The 21,125-nt window shown below is 47.1% G+C and carries 3 protein-coding genes; all 3 read left to right on the forward strand.

Annotation, left to right across the window (positions count from 1 at the left end; genetic code table 11):
- Positions 1 to 5 precede the first annotated feature (5 nt).
- The 3 genes from MHB43_RS13910 to MHB43_RS13920 all read left to right on the forward strand — a co-directional run bounded on the left by MHB43_RS13910 (position 6) and on the right by MHB43_RS13920 (position 21,045).
- Complete coding sequence (locus MHB43_RS13910; protein WP_405132150.1) at positions 6 to 19,238, forward strand: non-ribosomal peptide synthase/polyketide synthase; 19,233 nt, start codon at positions 6 to 8, stop codon at positions 19,236 to 19,238.
- A 66-nt stretch (positions 19,239 to 19,304) separates the two neighbouring features.
- Entirely contained in the window at positions 19,305 to 20,012 is a 708-nt protein-coding gene (locus tag MHB43_RS13915; RefSeq protein ID WP_221819610.1) for a response regulator transcription factor, read from the forward strand.
- Positions 20,005 to 21,045 (forward strand): cell wall metabolism sensor histidine kinase WalK, encoded by a 1,041-nt coding sequence (locus MHB43_RS13920; RefSeq protein ID WP_260632643.1) that lies wholly within the window; start codon positions 20,005 to 20,007, stop codon positions 21,043 to 21,045. Before MHB43_RS13915 ends, MHB43_RS13920 begins: the two co-directional genes overlap by 8 nt.
- Positions 21,046 to 21,125 lie beyond the last annotated feature (80 nt).

A 21,125-nucleotide genomic window follows, 5' to 3' on the forward strand; every position in this document is an offset into this window, starting at 1 on the left:
GGTCCATGAAGGCAAAAGTCGAGAAAATATACCCATTATCCCCGATGCAAAAAGGAATGCTGTTTCATGCGCTCGAAAATCCGTCTGAAGATGCTTATTTTGAACAAACGGTACTGGATATACGCGGGGAGATTGATCCCGAAATTCTGGAGCAAAGCTTCAATCAGCTGCTTGAACGACATGAAATATTGAGAGCCTCGGTTCATACCAAATTGGAGGAACCCGTTCATGTTGTTCTTGCGAGGCGGACGATCGGGTTTACCTTTCATGATCTGAGGGGCAGGTCAGACGATGAAGTCGCTGCCTTAATGCAAGATTTTATGGAGAAAGATCGTGCAAAAGGGTTTAATTTGTCCAAGGATAACCTGCTTCGAATCGCTCTTGTTTGTAATGGTGAACAGCATTTCCAGATGATCTGGACGTTTCACCATATGATACTGGATGGCTGGAGCATGGGCATTCTCTTCAATGAATTGCTGGATATATATGCTGATAGATCCAATGGCCTACCGTCTAAAATGGCAGATACCCGTCCTTATAGCAATTACATGAAGTGGCTCCAGCAGCAGGAACAGGAATCGGGCCTTGGGTACTGGGAGCATTATCTGTCAGGATACAGTGAGAAGACCGGCTTGCCTTCGATAAACCGATCAACAAGTGAGATTTCGTTCTCCAGAAGAGAGAAGAAAATAGAGTTTTCTCAAGCTCTCACTACAAAAATGAAAGAGATGGCGCAGAAACATGCCGTGACACTCCACACCGTCATTCAAGCGATATGGGGGTTTCTGCTCGCCAAATATAATGATAACGAAGATGCTGTCTTTGGGACCGTTGTATCCGGGAGGGATGCAGCCGTTGATGGCATTGAAAATATGGTTGGTTTGTTTATCAATACCATTCCTACACGTGTTACCTTTTGTGGAGAGCAGCCATTTGTGGAGCTTATGAAAAAGATTCAGTCGGACGCATTGAACAGTCAGGCGTATCAATATTTAAGTCTGGCTGAGGTGCAGGCCCGCACTGAACTCAAACATGATCTGCTTGATCATGTCGTTGTGTTTGAGAATTATGCTCTGGATACGAGGAAGATGGCGGAGAGATCCAATCTGGGTTTTGAAATCAACGAGATCACTGGAGAAGAACGAACCAACTATCCGTTTACGATGGCTGCTGGACTTGGGGAGAAATTGACGCTGCTGCTCATTTATGATGAGCATGTCTATGAGTCGGCTCTGATGGATCAGATTGAGAAGCATATGAAAGCGATTGTCCATCAAATTACATCAGATGAGAGTATCCAGATCCAGGACATTACGCTGGTTGGAGACGCTGAATTTCCGATGCTTGAAATGGTTTCAAATGGGGCTGTGACGGATTATCCCAAATGGAAAACCATTCCTCAGCTTTTTGATGAACAAGTCCAGAAGACACCTCATGCCACCGCCCTTATTATGGATGACGTGCATATCACCTACCGTGAATTGCAGGAAAAAGCGGATCAAATGGCATCCCGGTTATACGAATTTGGGCTATCCAAGCAGGCAGTGGTAGGACTGCTGGCAGACCGCTCGATAGAGATGATTGCAAGCATACTCGGGATTCTGAAAGCAGGGGCGGCTTATCTTCCCATGGACCCGGGTTGGCCGGAAGAAAGAATAAGTCATATGCTTCAGGACAGCAGGGCTACGGTGCTCTTGACACAGCCCGAATGGATCAGCCAGGCACCGCTGAATTTTCCAATATTACCGCTGTATGTGGACTACATGGATCATATGCCTGCGGTCATGGAGATGGCGGCTGCCACACAGGTAATGGAAGTGAAACCTGACAAGGAGAGCCGCATGGATGATCTGGCCTACATGATCTACACGTCTGGCTCTACCGGATTGCCCAAAGGAGTGATGATCTCTCATGCAAACGTCATTCGGGTTGTATGTGAGACGGATTACATCGATATTTGCCCGGAAGACCGGATTTTGCAGCTTTCGAATTATGCGTTTGACGGATCTGTCTTTGATATTTTTGGCGCACTATTGAACGGAGCCAGTCTGGTTCTGCTCAAGCAGGATACGGTTCTGGACACCCAAGCGCTCGCCGAAGTTATCGTTCGTGAGAAAGTCACGGTTTCTTTCATGACGACCGCACTGTTTAATCTGCTTGTTGATCGTGAGCCGGAATGTCTCCGTGGCTTCCGCAAAATATTGTTTGGGGGCGAGCGGGCATCCGTGGTCCAGGCCAGGAAAGGACTGGATATTCTCGGAGCGGATCGCCTGATTCACGTATACGGACCCACAGAAAGCACGGTTTTTGCTACAGCTTATCCCATCAGGTCCATCGAAGCAGCGGTTACCAATCTTCCCATCGGAAAACCAATTGCCAATACTTCGGTCTGGGTTATGGACCGGTACCAGAATCCCGTTCCAGCTGGTATTCCAGGAGAGTTATGTATCTCCGGAGATGGTTTGAGCTTGGGGTATTTGAATAACAAGGAACTAACCGATTCCCGATTCGTTCCACATCCCTTACTTGAGGGAACACGGATGTATCGAACAGGTGATCGGGTACGCCGGCTCCCAAACGGAGATATTGAGTTTCTCGAACGCTTGGACCACCAGGTTAAATTGCGCGGTTACCGCATTGAGCTGGGAGAGATTGAGCATGTTCTGCTGGAGCATGAAGGGATTCGTGAAGGGGTCGTAGTGACGAGAAAAGATGCAGCCGATCAGGACATATTGATTGCATATCTAAAGGCTGATCCAGCGCTGACAATCACTGGAATTCGTACGTATGTATCGGAGCGCCTGCCGGACTACATGGTTCCTTCCTATTTTATCCTGCTCAATGAGCTTCCCTTAACAGGAAATGGGAAGGTTGATCGCAGGGCGCTGCCTGAACCGGCAGAATGCATAGAACATTTGAAGCATGACCAATATGAAGCACCAAGTACGGTGCTGGAGAATCGCATTTGCACCATATGGAAAGAAATTTTGGGAGTGCAGATTGCGGGGGTTCATGATCACTTCTTTGAGTCCGGCGGTCATTCACTCAAAGCGACAGCACTGGCATCACGAATTCACAAAGAGATTCAGGTGATGGTGCCGATCCGACAGCTTTTCCTTGCTCCAACCATCCGAGGTATTGCCAATTACATTGAATCTGCTGCCAAAGAGGACTATCTTTCCATCCAACCGGCCGAATCAAAGCCCTATTATGCACTTTCGTCTGCTCAACGCAGACTTCATATGCTGCATCAGATTTCGGATACCGGAACTTCATACAATATGCCTGCAGTGATGAGAGTATCTGGAAAACTGGACGTGGCGCGATTTGAAGAGGCATTCCGGCAATTGGTACAGAGACATGAGTCATTCAGGACGTCCTTTGTCATTGTGGATGGCGAACCCGTCCAACGGATTCATTCACATGTTCCGTTTGCTGTTGAACATATTGAAACAGGAAGCCGATCATTGGAAGAAACGCTTTCGGATCGAATTCGTCCATTTGAGCTGGACAAGGCCCCATTAATGCGGATCGAACTTGTGAAAATCAGTGAACAGGAACATGTAGTCGTGATGGACATGCATCACATTATCGCAGATGGTGTGTCAACGGGGGTGCTTGTTCAGGAGTTCCATGAATTGTATGAGGGGAAATCTCTGGCTGAGCTGAAGTTACAGTACAAGGATTATTCGGAGTGGCAAAAGGATTGGTTTAACAGTGAAGGACTCAAGACACAGGAAACCTACTGGCTTAATCGATTCGAGGGAGAAATTCCGGTCCTTCAATTGCCGACAGACTGGCCAAGGCCGCAAGTATATTCTTTTAAAGGAAATCGGGTGCAATTTTCATGTGACGAACAGCTTACACGCGAACTGCATCAATTGGCCAGAGATCATGAAGCGACATTATATATGGTACTGCTGGCGGCGTATACTACTTTACTTTCCAGATATTCAGGACAAGATGACATTGTTGTGGGATCTCCGATTGCGGGGCGCAAACACGCAGATCTCCAGCAGGTGATCGGTATGTTTGTTAATACACTTGCCATGCGGAATTATCCTGTAGCAGAACGGTCCTTTAGTGAGTTCCTTGGAGAAGTGAAGGAAAATGCATTACAGGCTTACGACAATCAGGATTACCCGCTTGATGAGCTCATCAACAAGCTTCGTGTCTCAAGAGACAGAAGCAGAAACGCATTGGTGGATACGATGTTTGTGCTGCAAAATCTGGAGCTTGAGCGTACATCCGGACAACAATGGGGTGATTTACACGTTGAGCCTTATGAGACGGAGCTGCCTATTGCCAAATTTGATCTGACCCTTGCTGCGGTCGAACAGAATGGCCGCATTGAGTTTGAACTGGAATATTGCAGTGACCTGTTCTCCCTTCAAACGGTTGAAAACATGAGCCATCACTTTATTCAATTATTAAAAGGGATATTAAGCCATCCCCACGGCAAGCTGGGTGAGTTTGAAGTTGTATCTGAGGAAGAGAAGCAGATACTACAGCATGTCTATAATGATAACGCCCGCACTTATCCGCTGCACCAGCGGGTATATGATTGGATTGCGCAATATGCTGTACGGACACCTGATCAGGTTGCAGTTGTGCATGACGGCAGAAGCATGACCTATCATGAGCTGAATGAAGCGGCAGACTTACTTGCAGATCGCCTGTGTCAGCGTGGTGTAACCAGAGAAACGGTCGTTGGTATTATGATGGATCGGTCTGTAGAAATGATTGCGGGCATTCTCGGAATTATGAAATCGGGAGGGGCATATTTACCACTGGACCCGTCAACTCCGGTTGAGCGAATCCGGTACATGCTTCAGGATAGCGGAGCAGGACTGGTTGTGACTCAGAGCGATTGGATGGAGCGGCTCCGGGCTGCTGATTCCGAATGTGTACCATTCATTCTGGATGAGGCAGCATTGAAGGATTGGAATGCTGCGGCATCGCTTCAGATTCCGCCTGCGGCTGATTCGGCAGCGATGACAGCAAGTCCTGACGATTTGGCATATATCATCTACACATCAGGCTCCACAGGTCTGCCAAAGGGGGTACAGGTTGAGCATAACGCCTTAACCAACTTCTGTTGTGGATATATAGATGCTTTACAGTTAACAGAGAGAGACCGGGTGGCAAACTATCTCCAAATGACCTTTGACGCTTCGATTAGTGAAATTTTCCCTGCACTAATGTCAGGGGCTACACTTCATATCATTCCGACCGAGCTGAGATTGGATATATCGAGGCTAAATGAATACTTATCGGAGTATGGAATAACGGCTGCAACGTTCTCTTCCAAAGTATGTGAATCATTTGTTGAACTGCCAAATTCCTCTTTGCGTTTGCTAGTTTCGGGGGGAGAGCAGCTTAAACTTCATGCCCTTCCGAATTACAGGCTGATCAATGCATACGGGCCAACGGAAAATACGGTGGTTACCACTCTGCATGAAGTTGATTCCATAGACGGTGTCATTCCTATAGGGAAACCTTTCACGAATACAAGAATTTTTATTCTGAATGATCATCTTCAATTCTGTCCGACAGGTGTGACTGGGGAGATGTACATTACCGGTCAAAGTCTGGCACGGGGTTATTTAAATAATCCAGAACTGACAGCCGAGAAATTTGTGGACAACCCACATGAACCTGGCGGCAAAATGTACCGGACAGGGGATCTGGTGCGCTGGCTGCCTGATGGCAGTCTGCAATTTATGGGGCGTACCGATCAACAGGTGAAAATCCGTGGATACCGGATTGAGCTTGGCGAGATCGAGCAGCAGCTGCTGAAACATCCGGCCATCCGGGAAGCAGCGGTTCTGGCTCATCAGGACCCGCAGGGAAATGGGGCGCTTTGCGCCTATGTTGTAGCCGAAGGCGAGGCAGTGTGGACAGCCGCTACCGTTCGGGACTGGCTGGAAGCGGAGCTGCCGGATTATATGATCCCGGCATATGTGGTTCAGCTGGAGCAGCTGCCGCTGACGTCCCATGGCAAGTTGGACCGCAAGGCGCTGCCGGAGCCGGATCACCATCTGCCTGCCGGACCGGAGACGGAAGCACCGCGCAGCGAGGTGGAGCGCATACTGGTGGACGTTTGGCGTGACGTGCTGAACATGGCGGAGCTGGGCATCAATCACCAGTTCTTTATCTCCGGGGGAGACTCCATCAAGGCACTCCAGATCGGATCACGTCTGGCTCGGGCAGGGCTGCGGATGGAGGTTCGGGATTTGTTTGCCTATCCGAAGATTCGGGATCTCTCCCCATATGTGAAATGGGATCAGCGGGAGCGCATTGACCAGGAGCCGGTGGAAGGGGAAGTGCAGCTGACCCCGATTCAGCAGTGGTTTTTTGCGAACAATACAGCCGAACGAAACCACTTCACCCAGTCCTTTATGCTGCACCGGGCGGCCGGATTCAAGCTGGGCGTGCTGGAACAGGTGCTGGACCGATTGCTGGAGCATCATGATGCGCTGCGGATGAGGTATGAGGTGCAAGCGGATGGCAGCATCCGTCAAATCAACCGTCCAGTGCACACGGGAGAGCGGATGTATACCCTGCATCGGTTTGATATCCGGGGCTGGGATGAACCGGAGCGTCAGGTCTATGAGGCGGCTACCCAGGTGCAGCAGGCATGCAACCTGGAAGAGGGCAAGCTGGTGCAGGTCGGGTGGTTTGAAGCCGAGGACGGTGACCATCTGCTGCTGGCGATTCATCACCTGGTCGTGGACGGGGTATCCTGGCGAATCCTGTTGGAGGATATGGAAGTGCTGTATCAGCAGGCGGAGCGGGGAGAAGCGCTGGATGCGGGCGAGAAGACGGGCTCTTACCAACGCTTCGCAGAAGCCGTGCAGGAGTACGCGAACAGCCCACAGGCTGCGAAGGAGCGAGCCTACTGGAGCAGGCTTGCCGCGGAGGGAGCTGGACTGAACCTGGGAGAACGGGAGGAAGCGGCAGGGCCGGATCGATTTGCGGACAGCCAAACCCTGCAAAGCACTCTGAGTGCGGAAGTCACCCAGCAGTTGCTGCGTGGGAGCAACCGGGCTTACCAGACGGAGATCAATGATCTGTTACTCAGTGCGTTGTACCTTGCGGTGCGGAAGCTAACGGGTGAGCTGAAGCTAAAAGTGAACTTGGAAGGCCATGGCCGGGAGGATGTACTGGAAGGTATTGATCTCAGCCGCACCGTGGGCTGGTTTACGACCCTGTACCCTGTTCTGTTGGAGGGAGAAGCGGAGGAAGAACTTTCGACCACCATCAAACGGGTGAAAGAGGGATTAAGGAAGGTACCGCATAAAGGCTTTAGCTATGGAGCGCTGAAATATGTGGCCCGGATGCCAGAGTTGCAGGCGGAGCGTCCAGCATCCATTTCGTTTAACTATCTCGGTGAGATGGATGGAGGCATGATTGGGGAAGCCATGTTCCGGGAGTCCCGTTTCTCCACGGGACAAACGATTGGTGGCCATATCGCCCGAAATAACCCGATTGAACTGAACACCTTCGTATCTGGTGGGAAGTTACATCTCAACGTAACAGCAAACCAAACTGCAGTGGACATGCCGCTTGTAAGTCGATTTGCAGAGACGTTTTTGGAGCAATTAACGGAAATTGTGGACCATTGCTTGTGTCAGCGTGAAACGACATATACGCCTTCCGACTATGGTGATCCAAGTCTGGCACTGGAGGAGCTGGATCTTATCAAATCTGCCTGTCCGGGCGTGATCATTGAAAGGATTTATCCGTTAACCAATATGCAGCAAGGCATGCTCTTTCACGCAATGGAAGATGAGACATCAACTGCGTATTTTCAGCAAACGGTCATGGAGATTCGCGGGGAAGTGAACCCGGATTACTTGCAATCCAGTTTCAATGAGCTCATGAACAGACATGAAGCATTGAGAGCTTCATTTATGCATCATGATTTGGAAGAACCGAGACAGGTCATTATGCAAAACCTCACCATTGAATTTGAATTTCAAGACTGGACAGCTTTGGAAGCACATCATTCAGCAGCTCAGTTGGAAACTTTTACTCAGCAGGATAAGGCTCGCAGTTTCCGTTTGGATACACAGCCACTTATGCGTGCAGCTCTTTTTCGCACCACAGATCAATCCTTCACCCTTGTATGGAGCCATCATCATATTTTGCTGGATGGATGGTGTCTGGGAATTATATTATCGGAGCTGTTCCAGATCTATAAGGCCAAACTTGAGAATAAGGCGCATAACCTGAAGGACCCGAAACGATATCATCATTACATTGAATGGCTCATTCGTCAGGACAAGGATGAGGCCCAAGCGTATTGGAGACATTATTTAGAAAATTATGACACACAGTCGAGTGTTCCAGGTTTGCTTCTTACAGAGCATGATGTTCCATATTTGCGAAAAGAACAGACGATATCTTTGGGTCAGGAGGTAACCCGCCAATTAAATGAAATAGGTGTTCGTTATGGTGTGACGTTGAATACCGTCATTCAATGTATCTGGGGTCTGGTGCTGGCCAGATACAATGATACGGAGGACGTCATATTTGGAACCGTAGTCTCTGGCAGAGAAGCGCCAGTTGAAGGCATAGAAGAGATGATAGGGTTGTTCATCAATACGATTCCTGTTCGGATTGGTTATCCGCATCAAAAGCATTTTGGCGATGTACTTCAGGCCGTTCAGAAACAAGCCGTTGAAAGTCAGCGATTCAATTATTTGAATCTGGCTGAGGTTCAGGCATTGAGTGATCTCAACAAGGAATTAATGGATCACGTCTTTGTATTTGAGAACTATGCCCTGGATCATGGAGCTGTTCATCAATCCAGCACGGGGGTTGGTTTTGAAATCACCGGACTGCATGCGGAGGAACAGAGCAACTACGGATTCCTGATTTCGGCAACACCTGGTGACAGCCTGACCCTTGTGATTACGTATGATGGTAATAAATATGATTCATCCATTATCGAGCATATGGATCAACATTTTAGGAGTGTGGCAGAACAAGTTACTTCAGCTGATCATCAGCAGCTTGCTGACATTCAACTTGTAGGTGGTGCAGAGCGTGAGGTGCTCCTGAATTCTTTCAATAACTCTGATGCGGATTACCCGCGAAATATGACCATTCATGAGCTGTTCCAGCAGCAAGTTAGACGTACGCCTGATCGAATTGCTGTCCGGGATGAGCATCGTCACATGACGTACATGGAGCTGAATAAGCGTTCTAATCAACTGGCCCGTACGTTGTTATCTCTTACAGGAGGAACAGAGCAATTTATTGGAATTATGGCGGATCGGTCAGTCGATATGATCGTTGGTATCATGGCAGTGTTAAAAGCGGGAGCTGCATATATACCTGTTGATCCCACCTATCCCGATGACCGTATTAGCTATATGCTGGAGGATTCGGGCATCCACCTGCTGATGGTCTCTGAAAAAGGAATGGATCGCGGACTTCACCGGGGTTTATGCGTTGTATTGGAGGAAGAGAACTCGTATCACCTGGATGCAGGAAATCTGCAGACATCCGTTCAATCCCATGACCTCGCCTATGTCATTTATACCTCAGGTACAACCGGGAATCCGAAGGGAACATTGATTGAACATAAAAATGTCGTGCGTTTGTTGATCAATGACCGTAATCGTTTTGATTTCAGCGAGAACGATGTATGGACGATGTTCCATTCCTTCTGTTTTGATTTCTCGGTGTGGGAGATGTATGGAGCGCTGTTGTACGGGGGGACATTACTTATCGTTCCACATCTGGTCGCCCAACAGCCTGGAGAATTCCTGCAATGGTTAATCCGTGAAAAGGTAACTATTCTGAATCAGACGCCATCTTACTTCTACCGATTGATGCATGAGGAGGCAAAACGTCCAAGGAAGGAATTGAGTTTGCGAAAAGTCATTTTTGGTGGAGAAGCGTTAAGTCCGTCTTTATTGGCAAAATGGTACAAGCGTTATCCGTCTACAAAGTTAATTAATATGTACGGCATTACAGAGACTACGGTTCATGTTACCTACAAGGAGATTACGTTGTCTGATATAGAAATGGGCAGAAGTAATATAGGTCAGCCCATCCCTACACTCAGGGCATATGTACTGAACCAGTATCGTCAATTGCAGCCTGTAGGATGTGCAGGTGAGCTATATGTTGCAGGAGAAGGGCTTGCCAGAGGATACCTCAATCGATCCAGTCTTACGGAAGAACGATTTGTCGAAGATCCGTTTTATCCTGGTGAGAAAATGTATCGTTCAGGCGACTTGGCCAGATGGCGTGCAGATGGCAACATGGAGTACTTGGGCCGGATGGATCATCAGGTCAAAATTCGGGGATATCGAATTGAATTGGGTGAAATCGAACATCAATTGCTTCAGCTTTATATCGTAAAGGATGCATTCGTTGTAGCCAGGGCGGATGAAGAGCATACACAATTTATATGTGCATATATCACCCTGAACGAGGTGGCAGATGATGCGGTTACGCAACAGATCAGACAACAGTTGTCTCTTCAATTGCCGGATTATATGATGCCAGCCTACATTGTAAAGATGGATCAATTGCCACTGACCTCCAACGGGAAAGTGGATCGTAGAGCGCTGCCAGCCCCGGAAGCGGGCATGTCTGCACTTGGGGGTTATGAAGCTCCGGGAAGCAGGGTGGAAGCGGAATTACTTGCACTCTGGCATCAGCTTCTAAATAATGACCGTATTGGCGTAAACCACAATTTCTTTGAAGTTGGAGGACACTCGCTGAAGGCTTCGGCTCTCGTATCTCGCGTCCACAAGGCATTCGGTGTGGCCATACCATTGAGACAAGTATTTGCAACGCCTACGGTCAGAGCCTTGTCCAAGTGGATTGATTCTGCTCGTTCCAGCAAATATGTGACCATAACCAAAGCGGAAACCAAGGAGTACTACCCGCTCTCGTCAGCACAAAAAAGACTTTTTATTATGCATCAACTGGAAGATTCGGGCCTGGCCTACAATATGCCTTATGCTATGAAAATAACTGGCAATCTGGATGTATGCCAATTGGAAGGAGCCTTTCAGGATCTGATCAAGCGTCATGAATCATTCAGGACTTCCTTCCATATGGTTGAGGGACAGCCTGTTCAACGAATTGATCAACAGGTGGAATTCAGGATCACATCCCTCGAGCTGGGTGAACAGACTTTAGAAGCGTGGCAAGCGAGATTTGTTCGTCCATTCAATCTGACTCAGGCTCCGTTGCTGCGGGTGGAACTTGTGCAGATGGGACCTGCGGAATACAGTCTGATTATGGATATGCATCATATTATTGCGGACGGTGTATCCATGGGCGTCTTGACCAGGGAGCTAAGCGCCCTGTATGAAGGACAAACGCTTGAACCACTCCAATTGCAATACAAAGATTATGCCGAGTGGCAGGCACTATCCAGGACAACGGAAGTGATTCAGGCACAGAAGGACTACTGGATAAGGGTCTATCAAGAAGAAGTCCCGCTACTGGATATGCCAATCGATTATGCAAGACCACAACACCGTAATTATGAAGGTGAACTGTTCCCATTCGAGTTATCTGAGGGTGTGTCGCAACGGTTGTCTCAATTGGCTCATCGAGAGAGCGTAACCTTATTTATGCTTCTCCTTGCTGGCTATACAGCACTGTTACATCGATACACCGGGCAAGAAGATATCATCGTGGGGACACCGGTAGCAGGTAATTCACAGCCGGAGCTGCAAGATGTAATCGGTTTGTTCATTAATACACTGGCACTTCGGAATCGTCCGGTAGGCACGTTTACGTTCAAGGAGTATCTGAACAAGATCAAGGAGAATACACTTCAAGCCTATGAAAACCAGGATTATGCATTTGATGAACTGGTTGAACAGCTTGCCTTGACAAGAGATATGAGCAGAAGTGCCTTGTTTGATACGATGCTGGTATTCCAGAATTATGACAGTGAGGAGCTTGCAATCGAGGGTGTGCAATTCAGTTCACTTCCTCCAAGTAACATCCGATCCAAATTTGATCTCACCTTAACCGCAATGGAAGCTGAGGGCCGGATCAAATGTGTGTTTACGTACTCTACGGAGTTGTTTAAGCCTGAAACAATAGAGCGTATGGCAGGCCACTTGACTGAATTGCTGGATAATATCAGTAATGATGCCACGTTACGGTTGCAGGATATTCAATTCATCCCATCAGAAGAGACAAAGTCCATTATGCAGCTATCCTGTGGTCAGCCTGTGCAATACAGAACAGATGCAGCCCTGATCGAACTATTCGAGGAGCAAGTAAGGAAGTCATCCGGGCAACGGGCAGTGGTGTCAGGGGAAAACGAATTATCTTACGAAGAGTTGAATCGCAGAGCTAATCAACTGGCTCGCTCGCTGAGATCAAGAGGGGCTGCACCGAATTCGGTTATCGCAGTAAGCATGAATCCATCTGTGGACTTGATTATAAGCATGCTGGCCGTTCTTAAAACGGGAGCCATCTATTTACCGATTGATCCTGAGCAGACTGTGAACAGGACCAATGTTATTTTGAATGATAGCCAGGCTATCCTTGTGTTGACGGATCATCCGTTGTCCAAGGAGTTATCTTTCAGTGGGGATGTGTGTCAGGTTAACGACAGCAGTATCGAAAGCTTTGACTACACGGATCTATCTCTGCCGATTTCGCCTGAACAGCAGGTCTATATGATCTATACTTCAGGCTCGACAGGTACTCCGAAAGGGGTAATGGTTCGCAACCGAAATATTGTTAATTACACACAATGGTTCATCCGCGAAGCGGGAGTTTCTGCGGCAGATCGAACGATGCTGATGTCTTCCAGTGCTTTTGATCTGGGATACACAGGTGTATTTTCATCCTTGTTGCAAGGCGGTGAGCTTCACGTTCCAAGCAAGGAAGACTACACCAATCCGGCTAGAATATTACAAATAATGGCTCAACAGCGTATCACATTCATCAAACTGACCCCTTCATTATTCAATCTGCTGCTCCATGATGCTGCATTTGCAGAATGGCAGCCTGTGCTGAGGCTGGTTGTGCTTGGTGGGGAGAAGACAAATACAACGGATGTGGAAAAGTACCTTCAAGAGTTTCCAAACAGCCGGATCATGAATCATTATGGTCCAACTGAAACGACGATTGGTGTAGTTTTTCATAACATATCGTCTGTGAATGTTCGTTCCTTTATAGATCATCCGGTTATTGGCAGACCGATTGATAACACTGTGGTATACGTGCTTGATAAGCATAACCATCTGGTGCCCCGGGGTGTATTCGGTGAAATTTGTGTTTCGGGTGAAGCAGTGTCCAGCGGGTATTTCAATCAGGTTGAAATGACCCGGGAGAAGTTTGTTGAAGATCCATTCCAGCCGGGGCAGATCATGTACAAAACAGGAGATCTTGCCCGTTGGACACATGATGATGAGCTGGAACTGGCAGGTCGGAAGGATAATCAGGTGAAAGTGCGTGGTTATCGGATTGAGCTGGATGAAATCAAAAAACAAATGCTGCTTCTGGAAGGTGTACGGGAGGCCGTTATCGTACCTGGAGCAAACCAGGAACAGACTACCGTGCTCTGTGCCTATTTCACCGCAAACAGATCGATACCATTGGACGAAATTCGCGTTCATCTAGGTGTCGAATTGCCTGAATATATGATTCCTACGCATTTTATGCAATTGGATACCCTGCCGCTGACCGGCAATGGGAAATTGGATGTACGTGCACTTCCCGAACCGGATGCAAGCATGGGTGGAGAGATGGTCTATGAGCCCCCGAGAAACGAGGCAGAGAGCCTGCTCGTTTCCATCTGGGAAGAGGTGCTTGGCTTCAAGCCAATCGGCATCAACCATCACTTCTTTGCTTCCGGTGGTGATTCCATCAAAGCATTGCAAATTATATCCAGACTGTCCAGAGCTGGCAAAAAGCTGACCATGAAAGAGCTATTTGCTAATCCACAGATCAAGTTGCTGGGGCGTTATGTTAGAGAAGATTCCCATGTAGACCGGATGAAGCAGCGTGTGACGGGTCCGGTTGATCTTACACCCATCCAGAAGTCTTATTTCTTGCAGCATCAACGTACAGGAATGAACCACTTTAATCAGTCCTTGATGTTGTACCGCGAGGAGGGATTCAATCCAGAGATAGTCCGGCAGATCATGGAAGAGTTAATGATGCATCACGATGTCTTGCGGATGTCCTATCGTGAGGAACAAGGTAAGGTGGTGCAGACCCATCTCGATTATGAAGCAGGTCTTTTCCAGTTGGATGTACAGGACATGAACGGTCTTGATGAGCAGGAACTGTACACCAGGGTGCAGCAGGCAACCTCCAGCATACAGGAATCCATCGAAATTTTTGAGGGACCTCTAGTGCGAGCCGTCATTTTCAGAACCGATCAGGGAGATCATCTGCTCATTGTAATCCATCATATGCTGATTGATGGGGTATCTTGGAAAATTCTTTTGGAAGACTTGGCCATAGGATACCAGCAGCTTCTGGAAGGACAAGATCTTTCTTTTTATCCGGTTACGGATTCGTACCCGTACTATGCAGCTTTCCTGAGCGACTATGCGAAGGGAGGTCGCCTCGCCAAGGAGCGTGCGTATTGGATCAAGACGGATCAAAAAGAAGCCGGCTTTCTTCCTCGGAATGAAGTTCATCTGAGCGAATATCGATACGGAGACAATCGAATGAGCAGCGTATCGCTGGACCGAGAGATGACAACTCAGCTTTTGAGAGAGACAAACCAGGCCTACTATACTGAAATTAATGACATTCTGCTGGCTGCTCTAGCTCTCTCCATCAAGGAATGTGCAGGAGCGAGCAAAGTTAAGGTAACGATGGAAGGTCACGGTCGCGAGCTTATGGGAGACGAATTGGATATCAGTCGTACGGTTGGCTGGTTTACAAGCAAATATCCAGTATGTATCGATCTCGGGAATGAGGAAGGGATTGGTACAACGATCAAGGAGGTAAAAGAGCAGCTAAGAAGGGTTCCAGCGAAAGGAATTGGTTACGGAATATTGAAATATATGACTACTGAATTGCCAAAGTTGAAAGAGCAGACACCACTGCTGTTGTTTAATTATTTGGGACAAATGGATCAGGATATCAACAGTGGTCTGTTTCGTTCGTCCTGGTTGCCATCGGGCAATTCGGTTGGTGATGATGTCATTCGTGCCAATCCAATGGAAGTTATTGCCTATGTGGCTGAAGGTCAATTGATGATTAACATCACCTATAACCACAAGTTGTTTGATAACTCCATCGTAGAGAACTTTGCGACATCCTACCAAAAAATGCTCCAGCTGATCATTGAACATTGTGTGCAGCAACAGCAGGCCGAAAAAACGCCATCCGATTATGGAGATCCATATGTAACACTGCAAAATTTGAAAGTGATTACGCAAAAGTTCGGCCCAGAGCGAATTGAGAAAATATATCCTTTGGCCAACATGCAGCGAGGTATGCTGTACCATGCACTTGAGAATCGCGGAGACAGGGTTTATTTTGAGCAGTTGATCATGAACATCAGAGGAAATCTTGACATTGGCCGGCTTCAGGAGAGTCTGAACCTGTTGATGCAACGTCACGAAATGCTTCGTGTGTCCATTGAATACCAAGTTACGGAAGAGCCACGGAATATTATTTGTCAAAACCGAGGGGCTGCTTTTGTATACCGGGATCTTCGAGGATTACCAGAACAGGACAGAGACACTCGTGTATTGTCAATTGCTATGGAGGACAAAAGAAAAGGTTTTGATCTTGGAAAAGATACACTGGTTCGATTTGAATTGTTGCAGACCAATGAGGAGCAATACTCGTTAATCTGGAGTAACCATCATATCTTGCTTGATGGCTGGGCAAGAGGCATCATTCTTGCAGAGCTGGTCCATCTCTATGAATGCAAACGTACTGGGAAAAACATTCAGCTCCACGAGCCTGTACCTTACAGTGAATATGTGGAATGGTTGCAGGCGTTGAACAAGGATGAAGCCATCTCGTACTGGAAGAATTATCTGGGTGGATATGAGAACAAGGTTCAGTTGCCAGCAGGAATTTCTCGTTCATTGAACGATGGGGTCACTCCACAGGAGCATCAATTCCGCATTTCCAGACAGCTCACGAAGCAAATGAATGACCTTGCCAACCGGAACCATGTCACATTTTATACGGTTATGCAGTGTGTCTGGGGAATCATGCTTGCCAAGTACAACGATACTTCGGATGTCGTATTTGGAACGGTGGTATCCGGGAGAGAAGCGCAGGTAAGAGGGATCGAAAACATGGTTGGTTTATTTATCAACACCATTCCTGCACGGATTCAATGGGATGAGGGACATACCTTCAAACAACTGGTTGGAGATATGCAGGCCTTATCGATTGAAGGGAGTCAGCATCACCATCTGGGTCTGGCTGAAATTGCGTCTTTGAGCAGTCTAAAAAGAGATTTGATCGATCATATTATGGTTTTTGAAAATTACTCGGTGGATTCAAGTCTCGTTGAACAAGGCTCGAATGATATTGGGTTTGTCATTGAGGACGTCCATAGTCAGGAACAGACGAATTATGGATTCAATCTCATTGCAATACCTGGTGAAGAGCTTGTAATCAAGTTTGCCTATGATTCCGGCAAGTATGATGAATCCTTGATGAAAGTCATGGAAACCCATATGCTGACTCTGTTGAAACAAATAGTGACAGATGAAAACATGCGGGTCGATGACATTCAAATCATGACGAAACAAGAGCAGATCATCCTGTTGGATCAGTACAACGATACGGGATCAGCCTATCCGAAGGGCAAAACGATGCATCAGTTGGTCAGTGAACAAGTCCTCAAAACCCCTGAACATGTCGCCGTAGCGTTGGGCTCAGATGTGCTGACCTACAGACAGCTTGAAATAAAATCGAATCAGTTGGCAAGACATTTAAAGGCTATCCATGTTGGTCCAGGTTCCATGGTTGGTATTATGGTTGAACGCTCACCCGAGATGATTGTTGGCATTCTGGCTATTATGAAGGCGGGCGGAGCCTATGTGCCCATTGACCCGGAATATCCCGCAGAACGAATTACATTTATTCTGGAGGATAGCGGTTCACCGATCATATTGGAAATGGGAGAAGGCCATACCGGGTCGGGCAGAACATCCGTAGCGATTGATGCGGATTATAGCCATTATTCAGCAGAACCATTGGAGCAGCATGCTGGACCAGAGGATGTAGCGTATATGATCTATACCTCAGGATCGACCGGGAAACCAAAAGGCACAATGATTCCGCACAGCGGTCTGATCAACTATATTTTCTGGGCGAAGGACGTTTATTTGCAGAATCGGGAGCTTGATTTTGCCCTGTACTCCTCGTTTGCGTTTGATTTGACGATCACTTCGATCTTTACACCGTTGGTTACTGGAAATAAAATAGTGGTATATCCAACCAGCGGAGATGAACCGGTGATCCTGAATGTATTCAGGGATCGGCAAGCAGGCGTGGTTAAATTGACACCATCACATCTGAATCTGATTAAGGATATGGACAACACTCGATCTAGTATCAAGTGCCTGATTGTAGGCGGTGAGGACCTGAAATCGGAATTGGCTCGGGAAGTATATGAGAGTTTTGGAGGCAAGGTTCAGATCTTTAATGAATACGGGCCAACGGAAACGGTTGTAGGCTGCATGATCCATCCGTACAATCCCGAGACGGACACGAGAATCTCAGTACCTATTGGGAAACCTGCTGCAAATGTGCAGTTATATGTGCTGAATAAACATCAGCAACTGCTTCCGGCTGGTTCGTCAGGGGAACTATACATTGGAGGTGACGGAGTATCCCGAGGATACTTCGGACGTCCGGAACTAACGATGCAGAAGTTTGTACCCAATCCGTTCAAAGAAGGGACTACCCTATACCGGACAGGTGATCTGGTGCAATGGTTGCCAAATGGAGACATGGAGTTCCTCGGTCGAATTGATCATCAGGTGAAAATTAGAGGCTACCGTATTGAGCCGGGAGAAATTGAGTATCGTTTGCTGCAACAACCGGAAGTTAAGGATGCAATTGTGACCTCGCGGCAAGATGATGCTCAGCAAAGCTATCTCTGTGCGTACATCGTACCTGTGGACCTGAGTAAAAAGATGGACATCGTTCAACTGAAACAGGGATTGCTTGACGAGCTTCCTGCATATATGATACCTGCATTCTTTGTTGTGATGGATCAGCTTCCATTGACGGTGAACGGAAAAGTGGACTTGAAGGCATTGCCTGAGCCCGAGGGCAGTGTGACAGCTCTGCAATCCTACACACCACCGGAAACGGAACTGGAACGACACATGACAGATATTTGGGAGGACGTTCTTCCAGTGAAGCCGATTAGCATACATGCAAATCTGTTTGAGCTGGGTGCGAATTCGTTAAATGTGATGTCTTTTGTATCCCGATTGTACAGTCTGTTGAATTTTAGAATCCCGTTTAAGGATATTTTTGAAAAACCGACCATTGCTGATCTGGCGGCCTTTGTTGAGAAAGCCAAAGATCTGCTGGAGGACTACACCGAAGATTGCATGCAGCTAACCCGGACAAGTGAGGAAAATCGGATCGTTTTCTGTTTTCCTCCCGCTGCTTCCATGGGGATTGCCTACATGACACTTGCTCAGCATCTGGACTCGTTCGGAGTTTACAGCTTTAATTTCATCACTTCAGAAGATCGGATTGCTCGTTACGCTCAAATGATGATTGATATTCAAAAGGAGGGCCCATTCACGCTGATGGGTTACTCCTCGGGTGGAGTGCTGGCCTTCGATGTAGCCAAAGAGCTTAACCGCAGAGGATATGAAGTGCGTGACCTGATTATACTGGACTCAAAATACCGAACAGAAGTGGAAGAGCATCGTCTGACTGAAGAAGAGATTAGGCAGGAGATTCAGCAAAAGTTCAACATGAGTCAATATCAGGACCTTGAGAAATTGGCGAATGACTATTTGCTGGAGCTGATTACGAAGTCTTACCTGTATGTTCATGAAGCCATAACCTTTGGTACGATTGATGGTAACATCAGTTATGTGACTTCAGGACTTTTGGATGCCAATGCTTCGATTGCATTGTGGGCCCAATCCACCACAGGACAATTCAGACAAGTGAAAGGTTACGGCAAACATATGGAGATGATTGACAAAAATTATCCGGAGATTGTGAAACAGAATGCAACGCTCATCAACGAACTCTTGCTGACAAGCACTAAATAATATTTCAAGGTTGGCGTTTCGTGAGTCAGAAACGCCAACCTTTTTTTTAGAAAGAAGGTTGAAATCATGCAAAATATTCGTGTACTCATTGCGGATGACGATAAGGAGATTCGAGACCTGATCCGAAAATACCTGGAGCGGGAGATGTATACCGTAGATACTGCCGCAGATGGTGAACAAGCGCTGCAGCTGTTTCAACAGCACAAATATAATATGGTCATTCTTGACCTGATGATGCCTCAGATGGACGGTACGGAGGCTTGTCGAAGAATTCGCAGTATCAGTAATGTACCCATCATGATGGTGACAGCCAAAGACCACGAAACAGATAAAATTATAGGTCTTGGCATCGGTGCAGATGATTACATTACCAAACCATTTAGCATTCATGAACTGGTTGCTAGAATTAAGGCACTCATGCGTAGATTTATGGTTCTTGGGACGGAGGTTCCTGACCATAGTGAGGTCATTCGCTTCAAAGGATTGATGATGAATTTGAAAACATACACAGTTGATGTCCAGGGAAAAGAGACCGATCTGACTGGCAAAGAAACGGAATTGCTCAAATTTATGATGTCCAATCCTGGCCAGGTGTTCACCAAAGCCCAATTATTCAGGAATGTATGGGATAATGGGTATTTGGATGATGACAATACCGTCATGGTACATATCCGAAAGCTACGAATGAAGATTGAATCCGATCCTTCGAATCCACAGTTTATAAAAACCGTTTGGGGTATCGGTTATAAATTTGTAGGTGAACGGGATGAATAGAGATGCCATCTTGATTTTATCCGGTCTACAGTTGATCATCGGAGCTGGGGCTCTTGCTCTGGAATACTACACGAGCTTGACGCATGGTTCACGAATGTGGTTGTTTGCAGCGTTTGTTTTCACCAGCATCTGGGTACTCGTTAATCAATATCAGATTCGAAGCAAGCAGCAATCGATTGCTTCTGAACTGCATCGGGCGGTCAATGGAGAAGGAAAAAGAAGAATATTAAGCAAAGGGAATGTACTGCTGGATGAGATCGTTTTTGCAGCAAATGACCTGATGGAGCAGCTTGAAGGCGTAAAGATCGAGGCCCAGCGCTCTCAGGCAGTAAGAAAGAGTCTGCTTTCCAGCATTTCTCATGATATTCGCACACCTCTGACTTCGATGATTGGTTATGTGGATGCGCTCAAGGATGACATTGCTTCTACAGAAGAAGAGAGAAGAGACTATATGGATATTTTGTCGCGAAAATCGAAGGACTTGAAAAAAATGATAGATGAGATGTTCACCATGGCCAAACTGGATGCAGACGAGATGCCCATGCAGGCTGAGCCGTTGGATCTGGCCGAATTGACCAGGGAGATTTTGATTGAATTTATACCCAGTCTCAAAAAAGCAGAAATGGATCTAAAGATTCAGATCCCGGATTATCCTTGTTTCGTTATGGCAGACAGGTTGAGTATCAATCGCCTCATCAGTAATCTGATTCAAAATTCTATCCAGTATGGACATGAAGGGGGCGTTCTGGGAATTGAGATAACATGTTATCATCTTAATTTCCAATTAACCGTATGGGATCAGGGACCAGGGATATCAGAGAAAGAGCTAAATCTAGTGTTTGAACGTATGTATCGCAGTGACCACTCACGTAGCCCTGTCTTTGGGGCAAGCGGGCTTGGGCTTTCAATTGCCCGGACATTGGCTGAGAAAAATGAGGGGTATTTGAAGGCAGAGAGCAAACCTGGCGTGAAAACATCCTTTATATTCACAATCCCCAAGTATAAGCGGCTGTCAAAGTCACAGCACAATTAAGAGATAGTTAAGATTTGGATAAGCGCTATTTAAAATCTGAAACCTAGAATGAAATTATCAGTTCTTGGAAGGAAGGTGCG

The organism is Paenibacillus sp. FSL H8-0317 (assembly GCF_045040685.1).
In the GTDB taxonomy this organism is placed as follows: domain Bacteria; phylum Bacillota; class Bacilli; order Paenibacillales; family Paenibacillaceae; genus Paenibacillus.